Below are 17,775 nucleotides of genomic sequence, written 5' to 3'. Positions count from 1 at the left end.
CGAAAATGACGCCTAGATCACAGACCGAGTCATACGGCGTCTAGGTCACTGAACGGGGGGTGGAGTGTGTGAAGTATCCGGCCGTGAGGCCGCCGTCCACCGGCAACATGGTGCCGGTGACATACGCAGCAGCTTCAGACAGGAGAAATAGGACGGCATTCGCCTGATCGCTCCCGGTGGACAACCTCGCCAGGGGTATCCGGTTGAGCATTGTGTCGCGAATGGCGTCTTCGGAGATATTGCGGCGCAACAGCGGAGTGTCCACCGGGCCGGGCGCGATCCCATTCACTCGGACACCACGCCCACCCCACTCGATCGCGAGAGTTTTGACGATGCCCGCCACTCCGAACTTCGTGGACACGTAGTGTGCTCGTCCGTGGTGTCCGCCCAATGAATCCACTGAGCCAACGGCCACCATCGCACCCTTCCCGCGCGGCAACATTCTGCGGCCGGCCGCCTGCAGGGTCAGGAAGGTGCCGGTGAGATTGACATCCAGGACATTAGCCCAGTTCGCTGGCGCCATTTCTTCAGCGGGCGCCGGCTGAGACAACCCGGCGCACGCGACGACCCCAGTGATCGGACCCATTTGGGCCTCGACCGAGTCGAATACCTCGTCAGTGGCGTCCGGATCACGAACGTCGAGCACGTACGCGCAGGAGGTAGGCGAGAGCTGCAGTGCGGCCGCTCGGGCAGCATCAAGATTGCGGTCCAGGACCGCAACTGCCGCGCCCTGAACAGAAGCAGCTTGAGCGATCGCCCGACCGATACCAGACGCGGCCCCGGTCACGACTATCACTGAGCCGGCAAGACCGAAATCGATCATCGCATGACCTCCATTACGGACGATACGCCGGAAAGATCCGGAACGAGTGCCATAGGAACGTCGACCCGTCGGCTTGCAAGGTATTCACCGAGGCCTTTCGCCTGCGGATCGATCCGGGTGCACGAGGACACACCCTTCTCCAAGTATCCGAACAGGACGAAGTTGAGGCCGTTGACGTTGGGGAACTCGAAACGCTCAACCTTGAGTTCAGCGGATTCGGGAATGAGTTCACGAAACCGATCAACTGTCAGGTGTTCCGATAGCCATGAGTATGCCTCCGCGCTCCGGGCCCACACTCCGAGATTCGCAGTACCGCCCTTGTCCCCGGAACGCGTGCCGACGACCTCACCCAACGGCACCCGCACTGTTGCGGTCTCACCGTCGTTGACGGATGACGCTGACGCAATGGATGCGGCAGGCGCCGAGGCAGGTTCACCGACGGGCCACACCTGCCACGAAACGTCGATCTGCCGTTCGTCGCCGATTCGCACCCGCGTATCGACATGCTTCTTCCCGATCAAGCATGGCCACTGCACCCCGAAAAGTCGCTCCCGCTGAGGCGGCGTGGTCATATAGAACCCCGGGATGTTCGAGATGCCGAGTTGCACAATCCTGTCGGCGAAGCCTGCGCGACTGACCTTTGCTCGATTCTTGTCACGAGCGGTGATCACAACCCACGCTGACACCTGCTCCTGGTCACCGTCCACCTCGGCAGCCGGTCCCACGACGGTCCAACGGAATGCCTCAAATGTCTCCGGCTTGCCGACTGCAGATTCCACTTCGCGACGCAACCAGGCGAGCTTCTCCGCTACGTGCATCCCGGTGAGCCCAACGGTGAGAGTGTTCCGGTACCCACCCTCGAAGGTCAGGGACAATTTGGTCGTGTCGTTCGGCGCCCTTCCACGCGTACCAGAGACGAGGACGCGGTCGACTCCATCCTGCTGGACCCGAACCGAGGTCAGATCCACGGTGACATCTGGGTTCAGATACTCCGTGCCACCGATCTCATAGAGCAGCTGCGCAGTCACCGTGTCGGTGTTCACAGTTCCCCCGGACCCAACTGGTTTGGTGATCACAGCGCTGGCATCCGCGCGGATCTCCGCGATGGGAAGACCGGGCAGGCCGAGGTCAGGAAACTCATGAAAGAGGGCGAACTGCCCCCCAGTGACCTGGGCGCAGCATTCGATGAGATGACCAGCGACAACCCCACCGGCCAGCATGTCGAAATCGTCGGGGCGCCACCCGAAATGCCAGGCCGATGGGCCCACAACCAGGGACGCGTCGGCCACTCGCGGGCATATCACGATGTCCGCGCCCGCTTCGAGTGCGGACACGATTGGCCACGCTCCGAGATACGCATTGGCTGTAAGTATCTCGGTGTCTTCGAGGGACAAGTCGTCACCGGTGTCAAAATTTCGGAGTGTGCCCTCCGGCCCGAGAATTGTCGAGAGATCTTCGCGAAGATCGTCACCTTCGATCCACGCCACCGACAGTTCGACACCGCGACGCGCGCATGCGTCACGAACTGCGGCCGCACAGGCCGCCGGGTCGAGGCCGCCGGCGTTGGTAACTACCTTGACCCCATCCTTGGCGATCTGCGGTAAGAACTGCTCGAGTTGCTCGACGAAGGCCGCTGCATATCCTGGTCCGCCGCGGAGTTGGTTCTTCCTCAGTACGAGCATGGTGAGTTCGGCTAGGTAGTCGCCGGTCAGGATATCGACCCCGGCATCGAGGAGTTCGCGCATGCCATCAGCGCGATCGCCGTGGTAGGCGACGAACTGTCCGACACGCAAGACTGAATTGGATACATTTTTGGCTCCCATATTGGAACTGTTGCATGTGAGACACCCCACCGTCAACCACCGAAAATGATTACGGAAGACGCCGTGCGACGACCACCGGAAATCGCCGAGTGTCCTCCCACGAATTGACCCGAAGACCGACTTCAGCACCGATCTCGGGTCCTCAACGACCACACTCCCACTTCGCAACCGCCAGATCGCGCTCAGTGTGCACGGCATTGCAGGGCGGCATCCTGCTCGCCGAGCTACTGGTCGCATCCAGCCCCAAACGCTGGTAGCGTTCGTGCGTGTCGACCGTCACGTAATTCCCCAGGGGTGTCCGTCACGTAATTCCCCATGCTCGGGTGTGCTGAGTTGAGGGTAACCCGAGTGGATAGGGGTTCGGATCAGGTTGCGTTGGCGGTGCGGTGCCCGGGTCGTTTGCGGGGCCGGTAGGACGGGCCGTCCATCAGGGTTTGATGGCTGGTGTTGATCAGCCGGTCGAGGAGGGACTCGGCGACGACCGGGTTCGGGAACAGCGGATACCAGTCCTTCGGGGCGCGGTTACTCGTCAGAATCAGAGGTTTGCCGGCGATCGCACGATCGGAAACCAGGTCGTAGAGGTCATCGGACTGGGTGGTGGTGTGCTCGCGCATCGCGAAATCATCGATAATCAACACCAGTGGCCGGGTGTATTCCCGCATCCGCTGACCGATGGTGCGGTCGGCATGGCCACCGGCGAGGTCGGCGAGCATGCGGGAGCACTTGACGAACCGCACGTCCCCACCTCGGCGAGCGACATGATGCCCAAGCGCTTGTGCCACATGTGTTTTGCCTACTCCGACGGGTCCGTAGAGGATCACGGACTCGCCGGCGTCGAGCCAGCGCAGGGCGGCCAGGTCCCGCAGCATCGCCGCCGGGAGTTTCGGGTTGGCGGTGAAGTCGAAGTCCTCGAAGGTAGCCTGCTGTTCGAACTTGGCCCGCCGCAGCCGGCGGGCCAGCGCCGCCGTTTCCCGGCGGGCGATCTCGTCCTCACACAGCACCTGCAGAAATTCGAGGTGTCCGAGCTGCCCGTCCCGGGTCTGGGCGAGCCGGGCGTCGAGGGTGTCGAGCATCCCGGTCAACTTCAACGTCTTCAGTGCAGCCCGCAGGCTGGGGTCGTGAATTGTCATGACCAGTCCCTTGTTCTTGTGAAAGTACTTGTTGTGCAGTGCATGTCATAGCAGCGTTCAACGCTTAGGCGGTGCGTTCGTTGTCGAAGGCGTCGGGTCCGCGCAGGAATGCCGGCGCTGGCGCCGCGGACACCTCGGCTTGTCCGTCGTGTTCGGTGCCGGCGGCGAGGATGCCCTTGACGGTGCGGTAGGTGGGGTCGCCGACCGCGAGGGCGCGGGCGCAGGCCGCGTTGAGGCGGGCGTCGTCGTAGCGGTCCCGCAGCCGGACTATGCCTTGGATCGCCCGGAGCCTGTGCAGGGCGTTGACCTGTGATAACTCGCCGACGATGGCGACGGCGCCGGGGCCGATCTGCTCGGCCTGCGCCCGGCACCAGGACACGGTCTGCAGTGTGTAGGCGATCTTGTGCGGTGGGTAGTGCTCGATGTTCGTCGATCGCCCCGACAGGTGCAGCACATGGGTGGCGACGACCTGCTCGGCGTGAAAAATTTGCACCATGTCGCCGCAGGTGCGGGCCAGCACCTGCTGGCCGATCAGCCGCCAGGGCACCGAATACAGGGCCTTGCCGGCCTTGACGTGACAGTCCGGGGCGACCTTGCCGACCTGGTAGAGGACCGATTCGAACGGTCTGGGGGGAAGTGCTGTGAGACTGCGCTTTTCGATGGCGTCGAACACAGCTACGGGTTGCGCGCCGTCGAGACCACGGTGATTGTGTCGGCCGTAGACGTCGGTGCACCAGGCCAGGGCGGCGTCCTGCATCTGCGGCAGCGAGGTGAACTCCCGTCCCTTCCAGAACGAGTCCCGGATGTAGGGCATCGGGCGTTCGATCCGGGGCTTGTCCTTGGGTTTGCCGGCGCGGGCGGGGTCGATCAGCACCCCGTAGAACGCGGCGAGTTCGGCGTAGGCGCGGTTGATCTTCGGGTCGTACAAATCCGGCCGGTCCACCCCGGTTTTGAGGTTGTCGCACACGATCCGGGCCGGGGTGCCGCCGAAGAACTCGAACGCCGCCACGTGCGAGGCGCACCACGAGGACTGGTCCATCCGCAACACCGGCTGCACGAACAGCAGCCGCGAACAAGCCAGGATGATCGCGAACGCCCACACCGCCACCCGCCGGTCGGTGGCCGGATCCCGCCACATCCCGAGCTTGCCGTAGTCGACCTGGGCCTCGTCACCGGGCGGGACCGCACCCCGCGGCACCGTCACCTTCGCCTCGGCGACCTTCTCGGCGAATTGCGCTGCCACATAACGTCGCACCGTCGATTCGGACACCACGACGCCGTAATCGTCACGCAGGCGTTGCGCGATCGTCGCGACCGTCACCGACGCGGCCAGCTGCCCGTCGATCCAGTCGTGGTGCGCGGCGATCGCCGGCCACGTCACCGCCCGCGCCGCCGGGTCACCGACCTCCGGGAACCACCCGGCGATCAACTCCCACCACAGCGTTTCGTCAAAATTCCCGCCCTCGCCAGGCGCCAACCCGGCCGCCAACGCGGGAGCCAAGTATTTCCGGATCGTCTTACGATCGATCCCCAGGGCCGTCGAGATCTGCACCTGGGACCGGCCGGCATGCCAATGCCGGAACAACTCCATCAGATCAATCATCGTCCACGTTCTCCTTGCCACCGTCAGGCCCCTTCCCGGGCCCGCCGTCGGTGGCCCAGTCAGGAGCGAACCTGCAGCAGCACCGGAACCCCGGCCGACACGCCCCGAGGGTGGGGAATTACGTGACGGCCGGGTGGGGAATTACGTGACGGACAAACCCCTCAACCTGGGGAATTACATGACCGCTGACAGTGCGCCGCCGCCATGGACGAGTCGGCCGAACCACCACCTGCACCGGTTGTTCCCGGCGCCGAGTTCGCGAATAACAAGCGATGCGAGAAGCTCTTCGATTTTCCCCATATCGCAGTCAGCAATAATGGCAACGGCGCTGCGACCACCAACGATGGGCGGGGACGAGCGCAGGGTGGACTACGCCGCCCAGTCAAGGGGCCTCCAGCGCCCAGCGCGCTGTACGTCCGGCGCAGTACCTCCGCACTTCCTCCACCACAGCGATTCGACTGGTCCCTCACCCTCAAGGGGCAGTCCGGAGCCGCCGGTGAACCGACTCTGCCGACGGCGACCCGGCGACGGCAAGCAATGGTCGATTTGATCGATCCGACCGCGGCAGTGCGCCCGCGGCTCGGCTTCGCATTCGCGTCAGTCGGCCGGCTACGGCAATCCCTCAACGACGACGGAATGCCAAAGGTACGGGTTGCTTGCGAACGGCCCACCGGCGGTGGGTGGTACGCGTCGAAATGATGGGGACACGTGACACACAGAACGGTGCGGGCCCATCCGGTTCACCGAGAACCTGTTTGAGCTATGCCGTAATCATGACGGGCACGTTGTACAGTTCGCACAACTCACAGGCCCGGACGAAAATTGACTCCCACCAGGTTCCCGATCTGGAGACTCCTTCCAGAGGGACTCGATTATTCCGCGACGGTCCGGCGGGAGTCAGCGTCGAAATCGGGAAGTGCGCCCAGCTGGTGACCCATTCGATCACGTTTGGTCCGCAGATACCGCAAGTTGTGTGGGGTGATGGCGCTGGGAAGCGCAACTCTGCCCACTATTTCGAGTCCGTAGCCCGCCAATCCACCGAACTTTGCGGGGTTGTTCGTGATCAGACGAAGCCGTCGCACCCCCAGGTCGCTAAGGATCTGTGCCCCGACCCCATAGCTTCGTGAGTCGACAGGAAGACCTTGCGCACTGTTTGCGTCGGCAGTGTCAAGGCCTTGTTCCTGCAGCGCATAGGCATGGATCTTGTTGGCGAGTCCGATGCCACGGCCCTCATGTCCGCGCAGGTACACCAGCACTCCACACCCTTCGTCTACGATCGTTCGAAGTGCCTGCTGCAACTGCGTTCCGCAGTCACATCGCAATGACCCCAGGACGTCGCCGGTCAGGCACTCGCTGTGCACGCGCACCAAGACGCCCTCCGGAGTGCGACTTACCTTACCGACGTCTCCGTGTACGAGCGCTAGGTGCTCGGTCGATCCATCGAGCCGCGAACGGTACGCAACAGCCCTGAAGTCTCCGAAAGTTGTTGGCATTTGCGCACTCGCAACCGGGATAACTATGTTCTCGGAAGCTTGGCGGTAGCGGACCAGATCGGCGATCGCGACTACTGGCAGGCTGTGCTCTTTCGCGAAAGCTGTCAAAGCGACACCCCGCAGCATTTCTCCGCTTTCATCCACGAGCTCGCTGATTACGCCAACCGGAGTCCGGCCGGCCAATCTCAACAGATCGACGGCCGCCTCGGTGTGACCTGCCCGAATCAGCACACCGCCTTCACGTGCGCGTAAGGGGAACACGTGGCCAGGGCGACGCAGCGCCCCTGGCGGGCAATCAGGGTCGGCCAGTGCTCGGACCGTGCGAGCGCGCGCTTGGGCGGAAACCCCCGTCCCAGATTCGATATGATCCACCGTGACGGTGAAGGCCGTGCCGTGCGCGTCCTGGTTGTCAGCAACCATAGGTGGAAGCCATAACCGATCTGCCCGGTCTTCGGGCATGGGCGTGCATACGATTCCGGTCGTATGCGCCACAATGAACGCCATCTGATCTGCCGTTATCGAGTCCGCGGCCGCAACGAGATCACCCTCGTCCTCGCGGTCGGCATCGTCCACGACGACAATCAACCGCCCTGCAGCCAGGGCACCAACTGCACGTTGCACTGCCTCGGCAGGCGTCAACCGCGCGCCTGCATCCCCGACTTCGGTTCCGCCATCCACAACTGGCCTCCTTCGCAGTACATCCTCACCCGTGTCGAGATCACGGGCGTCGATGTGACACTGAACTACTTCGGCTTGGTACTCGATTCGCGGAATCGCCACGATCCGCATCCAGAATCACACCAACGAAGGTGCCAGCTGATCTCGGCGAACCCGCCCCAGTTGGCGTACCGAACTGGACAACAATGCTGATCTGACTAGTCAACTCCGAGTTGAATCGCCTTTCGCCTTCGACAACGGCGCCGTCGTTGATGTGCCGGAGGCGAGGAAAATCGGACTCTTCGGATTGGTGGGGGCTTTCGCGGGCCAGCCTGTGAAGTTCTCCCTTTCGCGTCGACGCACCCCTTCAGGGCTAATACTGGTGCTGATACCGAAGCCGGGAATCGTTCTCCGCGAAGTACATTGCGATCACCTAGCAACTGGCGCACATCGTCGGTCATCCACTCCGTTGCGCCCAACTCTCGTCCGTTTTGCCTCTCACTGAAAGTTCGTCAGCGTGAAACGGCTGATGTGCAAGTAGCCCGCCGTCGACAGCGATTGTCTGCGCGGTGATGTACCGGGATGCAGCGGACCCGAGGAAGCACACGAGCTCGGCGATGTCGGCCGGACTTCCCGCATACGGAAGCAACACGTGACGAAGCACTCGACTATAGCCGTCATCGGTTCCATCACCGTGGTTCAGCAACGCAGCGGATTGCGCCGTCTGGATGAGCCCCGGCCTCACAGCGTTGCATCGCACACCATGGCGACCATAGGCCGTGGCCACGTACCGAGTCAACGCCTCGACTCCGGCCTTGGAGGCGCCGTAAGCCGCGAGTTCGTTGGCTCCTCCGCCGGCACGGGTCGAAGACATGTTGATGATCGACCCGCCACCCTGTTCGATCATTTTCGGGACGACGTATTTGCAGCCGAGCAGCACACCCCGCAAGTTGATCTCGAAGATGCGATCCCACTGGGCCGGATCTATGTCGGCCGCGGCCGTGTCACCAGCGTAGAGGTGGGTTGCCGCAGCATTGTTGTGCAGAATATCGATCCGGCCATAGCACTTGAGAGCGTCGGCAACAACCGAATTGAAGGACTCCGGTTCGCGTACGTCCAGATACTTGAAGTGCGCGCGACCACCCGCAGCACGGATTGCCTCAACCGTTCGTTCGCCAGCGTCTTGTGCGAGGTCCGCGACAACGACAGTCGCCCCTCGCGTTGCCAGCATTTCTGCCGTACGCGATCCGATTCCACCACCGGCGCCGGTGACAATCGCCACCAATCCGTCCACTCTGCTCATATGTCACCTTTCCAGTCCCTGACGATACATCATTGGCGCCAATATAGTCACCAGATGACGCTTTCTGTCACCGCCCACCCGTCACCTATCCGGATCGGAGGGCTCACTCGCGACCTGTGTGGCGTCGACGATCGCACCGAACTGAGCACCAATATCTCCGCCTGCGAACCTCAAGATGACCTCACCCGCGCCCTGCCGGGCATAGGCAGCAATACGGTCAGCCACCTTTGCAGCCGTTCCGGCACAGCTGTCTTCGAGTTCGTTGACTACAGACCATGGTGCGCGGTAGTAGTGCTCGGACCATTGCCGCAACTGCCCTTCTGCCCGCATCTCGTCGTCATGGACCGCAACGGTCAGATAGACAGCCGCATTTCGACCCGCACGAGTACCGGCCAGTTCATCTCGCCTGATGCCGTACTCCTGCGACGACCGAACGATTGGCAACCACCCGTCGCCGAGACGTGCAGCCAGTTTCATACCTCGGGGACCGCGAACACCCAGCCAGATCGGCGGGCCTCCTGGCCGCACCGGCTTCGGAAACAGGTCGACATTGCGAAACTGCCATCGGCTGCCGTTCACATCCACGGGCCCGTCGCTCGACCACAGAGCTCGGCACACCGCGATGATCTCCTCCAGCCTGTCGATACGATCAGATGACGAGATACCCAACGCGGCAAATTCTTTACGCGCCGGGCCATAACTCGGCCCTGGGCCCAGACCGAGGACGAGGCGCCCCTCAGCCAACGTGTCGACGGTGGCGGCAGCCCGCGCGAGCAACAGCGGATTCCACATCGGGGCCACCAGGACCGCGGTACCCACCGCAACGCGCGTCGTGCGAACGGCAAGCGCGGCGAGGACCGTCAACGGGTCGAAGCGAGGTCGGGCGAAAAGAGAGTCACCGACCCACACGGAATCGGCACCCAACCGCTCCATCTCGACACCCACACGGAGCACTTCAGCTATGTTCGACGTCTCCGAGCACTCGCGAACAGGCAGCAATACACCCAACCGCACAAGAGTCAACGGCCGACCCACCGGTGGATCGCGGCAGCGATCGTCACCAGATCATCCGCCCGGAGTCGACGGGAATCAGGGCACCGGTAACGTACTTGGCCTCATCCGAGACCATCCAGGCGACAGCGTCAGCGATCACCTCCGGTGACCGCCGGGGATCGCCCCCCAAGAGCGTGCGCGGCCCCTCCCCGAACACATATGGGTGATACTCCATCGATGCCTCGATATTGCCCCCCTCCAAGATTGCCGTGTCGACGCGTCCGGGGTTCACCGTGTTGACCCTGATGTCGTAAGGACCGAGTTCGTGGGCCAGCACCTTCATCAACATTTGGAGGCCACCTTTAGCGGCGCAATAGGCCACAGCGGAAGGCTGAGGCACCACGGCATTCACCGAGGAGGTGAACACGATTGACCCACCGTTACCGGAGCGGATCATGTACGGCACGAACGCTTTTGCCACCTTCCAGGCACCCGTCAACAGCACGTCGATGCTCTCCTGCCAGGACGCTTCGGGGAGATCCCAACTGTTACGATCCACCGTCCAGATCCCGTGATTGACGACCAGGGCGTCAACTCGGCCGAACTCAGCGGCGACGGTCTCGGCAAGCCCAGTCAACGCTGCAAGGTCGCGAGCATCACACCGCTCTGTGATACACCGTCGACCGAGCGCACGGACTTCATCACCGGTGGTGGTGAGCTCTTCGAACGTAGCGGCCGGCGCCCGCGTGTACCCGAATTCGTCACAGATGTCGAACGCGACGATATCGGCGCCTTCAGCGGCCAACTTGATCGCATGCGCCCTTCCCTGCCCGCGCGCGGCCCCCGAAATTACGGCAACTTTGCCGTCCATTCGCCCCATAATTGCACTCTCCTTCGACGTAGTTCTTCGGCCCGCCGGCGGCGCATGTGCGCCCCGTTCACACCGTGATTCCAAAGGCCTTGCCCCACTCGGTGCCCTCCAGCGCAATGCAGCGGTCGCGGCGGAACTCCCTTGATGAGGCACACACCCGCAACCGTCTATCGGCACAAATCGATGTGGGCATTCCCGAGCGGTCACCGTGGGCCCGCGTGTCACAGAGCTGCGCCGACAAATCGACTGCAGCCAAGCACGTTTCAGATCGAACCCCATGGCCAGTCGACCATCTCGGCTACAGACGTGTCAATAGCGCCTTCCCTGGCCCGCCGCCACACCCCTCTCCCCACCTGCGGCGCAGACGCCTCTCACGGCAGGCACCCTTGCATTGGCTCCTTTATTGGATACAATGTCCTGGCTATGCTTCGGCTGCACCCGCCGAATCTCATTTCCAACCGACCCCGCCGAACGGGTCGGAGAATGGAGCAACGTTGCTGAGCATCAACCTCACCGACGAGGAACAGGACCTGAAGAAGCAGATCGTTCTCTCGGAACGGGACGGTCATGTACTGGTCATCACCATGAACCGTCCCGAGCGCCGCAATGCGCTGGGTCGCGTCATGCGCCAGGGTTTGCGGGACGCCTTCGATGAGTTCGAAGCAGACCCCGACCTGCGTTGCGCGGTACTAACTGGAACCGGCGCGGCGTTCTCTGCAGGTGGCGACCTCAAAGAGATGTCAGATTCTGCAATGCGAGTTCCTCCCAAGGACTCCGACATCATGATCAGCAGCAACGGATCGGTTTCGAAACCGGTCGTGGCCGCAGTCAATGGTGTAGCCCTTGCCGGCGGCTTCCGGCTGGTGCAGAACTGCGATCTCGCCGTGGCTGCCGACACCGCGCGATTCGGTATCACCGAGGTTCTGCGGGGTCGGGGCGCTCCGTGGGCGGCTCCGTTGATCAACATCGTGCCTCAGCGGATCATGGCGCAGCTGCTGCTCACTGGAGAGCCCATCGATGCGCATCGCGCTTACGAAGTCGGCCTGATCAACTCGGTGGTGAGCGTTGAGGACCTCTTGCCTGTCGCCATTGACCTCGCCCAGCGCATAGCTGCCGCAGCGCCGCTGAGTGTCCGAGCGGCTAAAACCCTGATCGGGCTGTGCACCGAGATCGGCGTCACGCAGGCCGAGCAGAGCGCCAACCTGGCGTACGAGAGTGTCTACACCAGCAACGACGCACAAGAAGGGCCACGCGCCTTTGCCGAGAAGCGCGACCCGGTCTGGACCGGAACATAGCCCTTCTCCAAGTCAGCACCTCGCCGAGGCGACCCCACCAGCATTCGCGTCAAGCCATCAACGATTCCGAAACAAACGAGGTACTCATGGCCACCAAGCCCTACTTCTACCAGAAAGACCGGTTGGAGCTGCGCGACGCCGTACGCAAGCTGTGCAGCCAGTTCTCACTCGACTACTGGGAAGAGCACGATCGCACAGGTACTTTTCCCGACGAGTTCGCACAGGCTTTCGCCGACGCGGGCTTCAAGGGAATCATTATCCCCGAAGAATACGGCGGAGGCGGCGGAAAGATCGGTGATCTACTCGCCGTAATGGAGGAGGTAACTGCGAGCGGCGGAGGCAACAATGCCTCCAGCAGCATCCAGATCCCACTTCTCTGCGTCCCTTCGTTGCTAGCTTTCGGCACCGAGGAGCAGAAACGTGAGTTCCTGCCGAAGATCGCATCCGGCGAGCTGTTCGTCACGTTCGGCGTCACTGAGCCGGACGCCGGCACCGACACCACCCAGATCACGACCACCGCGACCCCGACGGACGGCGGTTGGCTGATCAATGGGACTAAGGTGTGGAACTCAGGCGCGCTCGTCGGCAACAAGGTGATGCTACTGGTCCGCACCTCGAAGACCGAGCCGGACGGCCGCAAGGGCGACGGCCTCACCCTGTTCCTTACCGATCTGCAGGTTCCAACGATCGCCATCAAGAAGATCCCGAAGATCGGGCGCAACGCAGTGGCATCCGCAGAGCTCTTCATTTCCGACCACTTCGTTCGCCCGGAGGAAGTCGTTGGGGAAGTGGGTAAGGGCTTTTATCACCTACTGCACAGTCTGAACGGGGAACGGCTGATCCTGAGCGCTGTTGCGCTCGGAATGGGCAGGTGGGCGGTCGAGAACGCGACCCGATACGCCAACGAGCGCGTCGTCTTCGGTCGCCCTATCGGCAAGAACCAAGCCGTGCAACACCCTCTCGCCCGTGGGCATCTGAATCTGTTAGCCGCATCGGAGGTGCTCAAGCGCGCCGCAGAAGAGTACGAGCTGAATGGCCCGGGGGCGATCGGCGGTCTCGCGAATGCCGCGAAGTACCTCGCCACCGAAGCCGCATTCGCCGCATCCGACGACGCCATGCAGGTGTTCGGCGGGTATTCCTTCGCCCGCGAATATCACATCGGACGGCACTGGATCGAGTCCCGATTGCAACGGATCGCACCGATCAACAACCAGATGATCTTGAACTATATCGCCGAGAGAGAACTCGGTCTGCCACGCAGCTACTGAAACCCTATTCCTCGCAACGCGGGAGCGCGCGGGAACGGCCACGGTTGATGGCCGGTCGAGAAATTCAGCAATCGGGAGTACGAACGTGACACACATCAGGCAACGCCGCGAAGAATGGTTCGCGCCGAGCCAGACGCTGGCAACAACATCGTCGGCACTGTCAGAGACGGCCCACTCGCCAGACCGCGCCGATCGCGAAACCGCTGCCGGAACGCCCGAGCCGTTGAAATGTGCTCTCATCGAGCTGCTCGGCCCGGAAAAGGTGCTCACCAGCGTCTCCGACTTGGTGCGGTATGCGTCCGACGCAAGCCCATATCGATTTGTGCCACAAGCCGTTGTCGTACCGAAAACGACAAAGGACATCGCCGCGCTGTTCCGCTTTGCGCACGAACACAGTCGGCACCTTGTCTTTCGAGCGGCCGGGACATCGCTGAACGGTCAGGCCCAGGCGGAAGACATACTCGTGGACGTCAGGCGCCACTTCGTCGGAATCGAGATGATGCCCGACAATCGTCGAGCGCGGATTTTACCCGGCACAACCATTGCCGGCGCAAACGTGGCCCTGTCCCGGCATCGGCGTTCGATGGGTCCGGACCCAGCGAGCGCCATCGCCTGCACGGTGGGCGGGGTCGTCGCAAACAACGCCTCGGGCATGACCGCCGGAACCACCCGAAACTCCTACTCGCTTCTCGAGTCGGTCACCCTAGTGCTCCCCTCAGGGACGGTGGTCGACACCGCTGACCCGGACGCAGATCCCACCCTGCTGGCATCCGATCCCGAACTCTGCTCCGGGCTGCTCTCACTCAAGTCCGAAATCGAGTCCGACGCCGACCTAGTCGCACTCATTAGGGCGAAGTATGCCATCAAGAACACCAACGGATACCGGCTCGACGCCTTCCTCGACGGCACCACTCCCGTGCAGATTCTTCGCGGTCTTGCCGTTGGCTCACAGGGCACACTCGGCTTCATCGCAGAAACAGTGTTCAACACGGTAGCGCTACAACGTCACCGTTCAGCGGCCCTCATCTTCTTCGCGGATCTGCACTCCGCAGCCGCAGCGGTGCCAGCGTTCACCGAGGTAGGTGCTATCGCAGTCGAACTGATGGACGGCAACACGCTACGTGCGTGCGCCGTGGTCGACGGAGTGCCGTCGGATTGGGGACAGCTGCCACGCTCGACCACCGCACTACTTGTCGAGTTCCGCGAGTCCGACCAGGGTGACCTCGACGAGCGGGAGAAGGCCGCAACCAGTGTGCTCGATTCACTGAAAGTGATTACACCCGTTCCGTCAGTGACGAACTCATTCACAAGGGACGCCAAGCAAGTTCACACACTGTGGAAGGCGCGAGAAGCGTTCGTCTCCGCGGTCGGCAAGGCACGTCCACCAGGTACGACTCTCATCACGGAAGACTTTGCGGTTCCGCCCGCCAGTCTCGCACAGGCGTGCGAGGAACTCCTCGAACTGCAGTCGAAGCACGGATTCGATGCCGCGGTGGCCGGCCACGCCGCGCACGGGAATCTGCACTTCCTACTCGCATTCGATGCCGCAAATCCCCTGGATGTCGAACGGTACGCCGAGTTCATGGAGGAATTCTGCTCGATGGTGGTCGGCACCTTCCATGGCTCACTGAAGGCCGAACACGCCACCGGACGCAACATCGCACCATTTGTCGAACTCGAGTGGGGCCAGCGAGCCACCGACATCATGTGGCGACTGAAGAAGACCATCGACCCGCACGGCATCCTCGCGCCCAGAGTCGTCCTCGACCGTGACCCGCGTGCCCACCTACGCGGCCTCAAGACAATTCCCGTTGGGGGCGAGATTGGTGACGACTGCATCGAATGCGGGTTCTGCGAGCCGGTATGTCCCAGCCGCGACCTCACGACGTCACCACGGCAGCGGATCGTACTCAGGCGGGAAATTCTGCGGCAGCCAACTGCGAGCCCGGTGGCGACAAATCTCCTCGAGACCTACGGGTACCAAGCTGTGGACACCTGCGCAGGCGACGGAACATGCAAACTCGCATGCCCGGTCGGCATCGACACGGGCGCGTTGATGAAGCAATTCCGCGCCGCCAGACACACCAGTTTCTCGGAACGTATTGCGCTGACTGCGGCCAACCGGTTTGGTGCAGCCGAACGCGGCGCTCGAACGGTGCTTCGCCTGGCGACAGCGGTAGGCGACCGACCCATGGGCACCGCAACTCGACTATTGCGCAGGATCTCAAACCCAGAGCTGATACCCGAGTGGCTACCGGAACTTCCCGGCGCAGCTCGACCGCTTCCTGACACCTCCGGAACTGCGAGACCGGCGGGTGTCTACTTCCCTTCCTGCGTCAATCGCATTTTCGATGGACCACAGCAGGGTGAGACATCACTTCCGACGGCGATTGTGGCACTCGCTGAACGAGCCCACCATCCGGTCGTGATCCCGACAGACGTTCGCGGGGCCTGCTGTTCAACTATCTGGGGATCCAAAGGTTTTGGCGATGGGCGGGATCTCATGGCGAACCGGATCATCGAACGTGCGCATCGATGGACGGATGGCGGCAGATTGCCGCTCATCGTGGATGCGACCTCATGCACCCTCGGACTGGTGCGAGAGATCGCACCATACTTGAGTGAAGACAACCGGCGGAAACATTCTGATTTGACAATTGTCGATTCCGTGTCTTGGGCGGCGGAAGTCCTTCTCCCGAGGCTCACGGTACAAACTACACAATCCACAGTCGTCATCCATCCGACGTGCTCCATGCGTCACCTGGGTGTCGTGGAGAGCCTGCAACAAGTCGCGGAATCGTTTGCCCTGTCGGTCACCACTCCTGCGTCGACCCAATGCTGCGGCTTCGCTGGCGATCGCGGACTCCTTCATCGGGAACTCACCGAATCCGCCACTACTGCTATGGCAGCGGAGATCGCCGCACACCATTACGACGCCTATCTCTCGGCAAATCGTATGTGCGAAATCGGGATGCAGCATGCGACCGGGGCAGCGTATCGCTCTGCACTTCTCGAACTCGAGCGCGCTACACGTCCGGGTAGCTAGCCATGGGGACCATCACACTTAGACCATGGTTCACTGCTCTTCGAGCCTTAGCATCGGGCCGCCGAAGACAACCCGAGGAGTTCCCCGCAATCGGCGACTGCGAGCGCGAGTTTCCTCGCCCGAGAACTGAGCTCGTATGCCGTCAGATAAGCAGTTGATGGTCACGGCGAGAACATCTGACACTCCCGCCTCTCCCTCGCCCGGCGAGGTCAACCACAATCCGAGGTTTTCCTCCTTCTCGAATAGACGTGAATCCCATGAACTCTCTCGAGTATCGCCAGTGGCGTCAACGGCGTCGTGCTGCTGGAATCGATGACAACCTCAAACGGAAGCATCCGGACGTCGAGGCAACTCGCATCATCGAGGAAATCCTTGTGCACTTCGGAATGACAACGCACCGGTTTATCGAGCGATTATGGCAAGTTGTTCCCGAGTCGAAATGTATCCGCGAAGAAATATGCGGTTTAGCCAACGCATACGCTCACCCTCGGCGGAACGGTTCCTCGCCAGTTCCGTAGGACCTCCGACAAAGTCGAGATTGAGAACCCACGCTGCACTAGCAGCCCAGTGTGACGCCGCCCGCGTCTGACATGTAAATGAGTCCGTCCGTGACGGTCATGATTCACGATCAACAAGGCAGAGTTTCAAGGGCAAGAGCAAGTTCCGAAGTACATTACCTCATCGAGTAGATAGAAAGCGGCAGCATGAATGCGACAACAACTCCGACCACGCAGCGCTTCGCGTCGGCATTCAGGGCACACCCAGGAGGCGTGTCGATCATAACCGGGGACTCGGGTGGCGGGCCCGTAGCGCTGACGGCGACCTCAGTGGCTTCTATCAGCGTCGAACCGCCCAGGCTTGTTCTCTCGCTGTCTGATTCATCCTCGAGCTCACCGACACTGCGCGAAGTAGACTCCCTGGTGGTCCATCTTCTGGACCTCGATGATCTATCACTCGCTCAGATGTGTGCAACCAGTGGTATAGATCGGTTCGCGGATACCTCGCTTTGGCGCCGAATGCCAACTGGAGAACCCTACTTTCACAACGCGTCGCACATCATCCGCGGCCAGGTGGTGATGCGCGTACGCAGCGCGAGTAGCACATTGGTCATCGTGGAAGCCGATGCGGTGTTTCGCGGGACAGGTCGCGATGAAGGCAGTGACCACTGCAGTACCCGACTGGTCTACCAAGACCGCACTTGGCACAGAATCGGAAGTAGTTCAGCTGTGCAGAAGCGAGATACCTCCCGAGAGTAGCCACCCCCGGGCAATCCACTTGTCACAACGACTCGAATTCGCACTCAGACGTGCTGATTTAGAGACGACAGTATAAAGATTCGCTCATGGTGCCAACCACAGAGGATCCGGCGGCGCGGAAGCGCAATGGACTGTGTCTCGAGGAGCTGCGACCTGGGCATGACGTGTTAACCGGGGAAGGGGTCTCCGCGGCAGGATTAACCCGCGAAGTACT

The 17,775-nt window shown here is 62.0% G+C and carries 12 protein-coding genes; 4 read left to right on the top strand and 8 right to left on the bottom strand.

What is annotated here, in order from left to right; genetic code table 11:
* Positions 1 to 40: 40 nt before the first annotated feature.
* From JWS13_RS31095 to JWS13_RS31060, 8 genes are all read right to left on the bottom strand, one after another.
* On the bottom strand, positions 41 to 823 hold the full coding sequence (locus JWS13_RS31095; protein WP_206009187.1) for an SDR family NAD(P)-dependent oxidoreductase: 783 nt from the start codon (positions 821 to 823) through the stop codon (positions 41 to 43).
* Positions 820 to 2,646 carry an acyclic terpene utilization AtuA family protein gene (locus tag JWS13_RS31090; protein WP_241032407.1) on the bottom strand — a complete coding sequence of 609 codons (1,827 nt, stop codon included), beginning with the start codon at positions 2,644 to 2,646 and terminating at the stop codon, positions 820 to 822. Before JWS13_RS31090 ends, JWS13_RS31095 begins: the two co-directional genes overlap by 4 nt.
* Positions 2,647 to 3,011: 365 nt before the next feature.
* Positions 3,012 to 3,776: an IS21-like element helper ATPase IstB gene (gene istB / locus JWS13_RS31085; RefSeq protein WP_206009186.1), complete on the bottom strand. Its 765-nt coding sequence runs from the start codon at positions 3,774 to 3,776 to the stop codon at positions 3,012 to 3,014.
* A 64-nt stretch (positions 3,777 to 3,840) separates the two neighbouring features.
* Positions 3,841 to 5,379 (bottom strand): IS21 family transposase, encoded by a 1,539-nt coding sequence (gene istA / locus JWS13_RS31080; RefSeq protein WP_206009185.1) that lies wholly within the window; start codon positions 5,377 to 5,379, stop codon positions 3,841 to 3,843.
* Between the two features lie 872 nt (positions 5,380 to 6,251).
* On the bottom strand, positions 6,252 to 7,550 hold the full coding sequence (locus JWS13_RS31075) for a bifunctional 3,4-dihydroxy-2-butanone-4-phosphate synthase/GTP cyclohydrolase II (protein WP_206009184.1): 1,299 nt from the start codon (positions 7,548 to 7,550) through the stop codon (positions 6,252 to 6,254).
* Between the two features lie 436 nt (positions 7,551 to 7,986).
* Entirely contained in the window at positions 7,987 to 8,832 is an 846-nt protein-coding gene (locus JWS13_RS31070; protein WP_206009183.1) for an SDR family NAD(P)-dependent oxidoreductase, read from the bottom strand.
* An 81-nt stretch (positions 8,833 to 8,913) separates the two neighbouring features.
* On the bottom strand, positions 8,914 to 9,846 hold the full coding sequence (locus JWS13_RS31065; protein WP_241032608.1) for an LLM class flavin-dependent oxidoreductase: 933 nt from the start codon (positions 9,844 to 9,846) through the stop codon (positions 8,914 to 8,916).
* Positions 9,847 to 9,889: 43 nt separating this feature from the next.
* A complete protein-coding gene (locus JWS13_RS31060) occupies positions 9,890 to 10,696 on the bottom strand; it encodes an SDR family oxidoreductase (protein WP_206009182.1) in 807 nt (268 codons plus the stop codon).
* Between the two features lie 494 nt (positions 10,697 to 11,190).
* On the opposite strand from JWS13_RS31060, the gene JWS13_RS31055 reads away from it, so the two are divergent.
* From JWS13_RS31055 to JWS13_RS31040, 4 genes are all read left to right on the top strand, one after another.
* Positions 11,191 to 11,991, top strand: a complete 801-nt coding sequence (locus tag JWS13_RS31055) for an enoyl-CoA hydratase/isomerase family protein (RefSeq protein ID WP_206009181.1) — start codon at positions 11,191 to 11,193, stop codon at positions 11,989 to 11,991.
* A gap of 86 nt (positions 11,992 to 12,077) precedes the next feature.
* Complete coding sequence (locus tag JWS13_RS31050) at positions 12,078 to 13,259, top strand: acyl-CoA dehydrogenase family protein (RefSeq protein ID WP_206009180.1); 1,182 nt, start codon at positions 12,078 to 12,080, stop codon at positions 13,257 to 13,259.
* Between the two features lie 85 nt (positions 13,260 to 13,344).
* On the top strand, positions 13,345 to 16,305 hold the full coding sequence (locus JWS13_RS31045; RefSeq protein ID WP_241032406.1) for an FAD-binding and (Fe-S)-binding domain-containing protein: 2,961 nt from the start codon (positions 13,345 to 13,347) through the stop codon (positions 16,303 to 16,305).
* A gap of 704 nt (positions 16,306 to 17,009) precedes the next feature.
* Positions 17,010 to 17,561 carry a flavin reductase gene (locus JWS13_RS31040; RefSeq protein WP_206009179.1) on the top strand — a complete coding sequence of 184 codons (552 nt, stop codon included), beginning with the start codon at positions 17,010 to 17,012 and terminating at the stop codon, positions 17,559 to 17,561.
* Positions 17,562 to 17,775: the final 214 nt, after the last annotated feature.

It is taken from the genome of Rhodococcus pseudokoreensis (assembly GCF_017068395.1).
Taxonomy (GTDB): Bacteria; Actinomycetota; Actinomycetes; order Mycobacteriales; family Mycobacteriaceae; genus Rhodococcus_F; species Rhodococcus_F pseudokoreensis.
The sequence above is the reverse complement of the archived record's forward strand: the minus strand, read 5'-3'. Positions and strand labels throughout refer to the sequence as shown.